This is a genomic window from Microbacterium sp. 3J1, assembly GCF_001049495.1.
GTDB lineage: Bacteria > Actinomycetota > Actinomycetes > Actinomycetales > Microbacteriaceae > Microbacterium.
The window spans coordinates 1-3,234 of record NZ_CDWI01000013.1 but is presented as its reverse complement, the minus strand read 5'-3'; the positions used below and the strand labels follow the sequence as shown (position 1 = coordinate 3,234).

Genomic DNA, 3,234 nt, shown 5'->3' with positions numbered 1-3,234 from the left:
CCCCGCCACGGGCGGGGCGCCCGTCGCAGCGGCCGCCCCGGCCACCGTGCAGCTGGACCCCGATCCGGCGCTGATCGTCACGAAGGACGACGAGGCGACGGGAGGAGCCGCCGGCGACACGATCGAGTACTCGTTCACGCTGGAGAACCGCGGCAACGTGACGCTCTCGGGCGTCGTGCTCTCCGACACCCTCGCGGGACTCAGCGCGCCCACCGTGACCTGGCCGACGGCAGACCGGGTGCTCGCGCCCGGCGAGATCGCGACCGGAACCGCGACGTATGTGATCCGTCAGGCCGACGTGGACGCCGGCGAGGTGCGGAACACGGCCACGGCGACCGCATCCGCACCCGGCGGAGCGGCCGTGACGGCGTCGTCCGCAGAGATCATCACGCCTCTCGACGATCCGGCTCCTGCCGTGCTCACGACCAAGTCCGCTCAACTCGCGGCGGGGGCGACCGGTGCCGTCGGAGATGTGGTCGAGTACACGGTCACCGTCGAGAACGTCGGCAACGTGACCCTCGACGATGTCGGTATCGTCGACGAGCTCGAGGACCTCTCGGACATCGCGGTGGTGTGGCCCGGAGCCGAGGGCGTTCTCGCTCCCGGGCAGGTCCTGGTCGGCACCGCCCGCTATGTCCTCACCCAGGCGGACATCGACCGCGGCTCGGTCGACAGCGTCGCGACCGGTTCGGGTACCGACCCGTCGGGGGTCGTGGTGGACGACCCCTCCGACCGAGTGGTCGTGCCGACCGCGGGTGCGATCGTCGATGCCACGCTGTCGAAGTCGGGAGCGCTCGAGGCGGGTGCCACGGGCCGCGCCGGCGACACCGTGCTCTTCTCGTTCCGCGTCGCGAACACGGGCAACGTCACCCTGTCCGACGTCTCGCTGGCTGACCCGCTCCCCGGTCTGTCGCCGATCGCGGTGACGTGGCCGGATGCCGATGGTGTGCTCGCTCCGGGCGCCGTCGCCGACGCCACCGCCGAGTACGAGCTCACGCAGGCCGACGTCGACCGGGGTGTCGTCGACAACACCGTGACCCTCACGGCGGCGGCCCCGGACGCGACGACGATCGAGCGCACGGCGGCGGCCGAGGTGCCGATCGTCGAGGACGCCGAGCTCACCACGGTGAAGAGCGGTCGCATCCTCGACGGCGGGATCGGCGCGGTCGGCGACGTCATCGAGTATCGGCTGGTCGTGACCAACACGGGCAACGTCACCGTGCAGGAGGGCCGGCTCATCGACCGTCTGGCCGGGCTCTCGCTGCCCGACATCGCCTGGCCGGGACCGGAGGGCGAGCTCCTCGTCGGCGACACGGTGGTGGGAACGGCGTGGTACACGATCAGGCAGTCGGATGTCGATCGTGGCTTCATCCGGAACATCGCCGGGGTCGAAGCCCGCACCGAGCAGGGAACCTCCGTCGTGGCCGATTCCAACGCGGTCGTGATCAACACCGCGCTTCCCGCATCGGCTCTGACGGTGGAGAAGACGGGCATCGTCGGCGGCGACGGCGGAGTGGGCAGCCCCGTCGACTACACGTTCCGCATCACGAACACGGGCAACGTCACCGTAAGCGCGATCACGCTCTCCGACCCGATGCCCGGCCTCAGCGTCCCGGAACTCACCTGGCCGACGACGGCAGGGGTGCTCGCCCCTGGCCAGTCCGCCACGGCCACGGCTGACTACACGATCACCCAGACGGACGTCGACGCGGGTTCGATCGCGAACGCCGCGACCGCGAGCGGCAGCTCCCGCGGTGGCGTGGTCACGAGCTCTCCCGGCATCGAGACGGTCGACACCCAGGGGATCCGGGCGACGATCGCGCTCACCGAGTCCGGCGCGCTCGCACCGGACGCCACCGGGGTCGCCGGAGACGTCGTCACCTGGTCGTACTCCATGCAGAACACGAGCAACGTGACCCTGACGGGGGTCTCGCTGACCGACCGCCTCACGGGGGCGACCGCTCCGGTGTACACCTGGCCCGACCCCGCTCGACCCGGCCTCCTGCTGCCCGGACAGACCATGACCGCGGTGTCGACGTACGAGATCGCTCAGGCGGACGTCGACAGGGGCTCCGTGGTCAGCGCGGTCGACGGCGTGGGAGCACCTCCGCGTGGAGCGGAGGTGACCGGCTCGGCCACGGCATCGGTGCAGATCGCCGCCCGCCCCGGATTGTCTGCGACCAAGTCCGGCATCGTCGACGGTGCCGGCGACGTGGGCGACCGCATCGACTACACGTTCGGGATCACGAACACCGGCAACGTCACGCTCACACTGGTCGATCTCGTGGATGCGCTGGCCGGTGTCACGGATCCTGCGTTCGACTGGCCCGCTGAGCCCGGTGTTCTCCTGCCGGGGGAGACCGTCGACGCGTCGGCCAACTACACGATCACGCAGGCCGACGTCGACCGCGGCTCGGTCACGAACGTCGCCACGGCGAGCGGAAAGCCGCCGGTCGGCGACACCATCACCTCGACGACGCCGCCGGAGACCACCGATGTGGCTGCCTCGGTGCCGGAGCTGCTCACTCTCAAGAGCGCCACCGTGCGCGGCGGCGGCGCCGTCGGCGACATCGTCGACTACTCCTTCTCGATCGAGAACACGGGCAATGTGACCGTGAACGCGATCACACTCGCCGACCCGCTGCCCGGCCTGTCGACGCCCGTGGTGCGCTGGCCCGAGGCGACCGGAGTGCTCGCACCGGGCGAGGTCGCCACGGCGACGGCGAGCTATGCCGTCTCGCAGGCCGATGTGGATGCGGGAGAGATCGTGAACGTCGCGACCGCCGCAGGCAGGGCGCCGGGTGGCGCGCCCGTGTCGGATGCGTCCGATGAGGTGCGCACGGCGACCGTGGCGGCATCGTCGAGCATCGCGATCGACAAGACGGGAGCGCTGGCGGCGGGCTCCACCGGTCAGGTCGGCGAGATCGTCCAGTTCGCCTTCACGGTCACGAACACGGGCAACCAGACGGTGCGGGGCGTCGCGCTCACCGATCGGCTGCCCGGACTCAGCGCGATCAGCATGATTTGGCCGGATGACAGCGCCGCCGCTGCGGGGGTTCTCCCGGTGGGCTCCGAAGCACGGGGCACGGCCACCTACGTCCTCACCCAGGCCGACATCGACGCGGGGTCTGTCGCGAACGTGGTGCAGGCGGTGGCGACAGCACCCGACGGCTCGGCACTCGACGCCGCCGACGCGACGACCGTTCCCGTCCCCAGGACTCCCGCGTTGTCGGC

At 71.0% G+C, this 3,234-nt stretch carries 1 pseudogene; it reads left to right on the top strand.

The features are described from left to right. Nucleotides 1-3,234: pseudogene (locus tag BN2660_RS14360) on the top strand (DUF11 domain-containing protein); the annotation flags it as partial.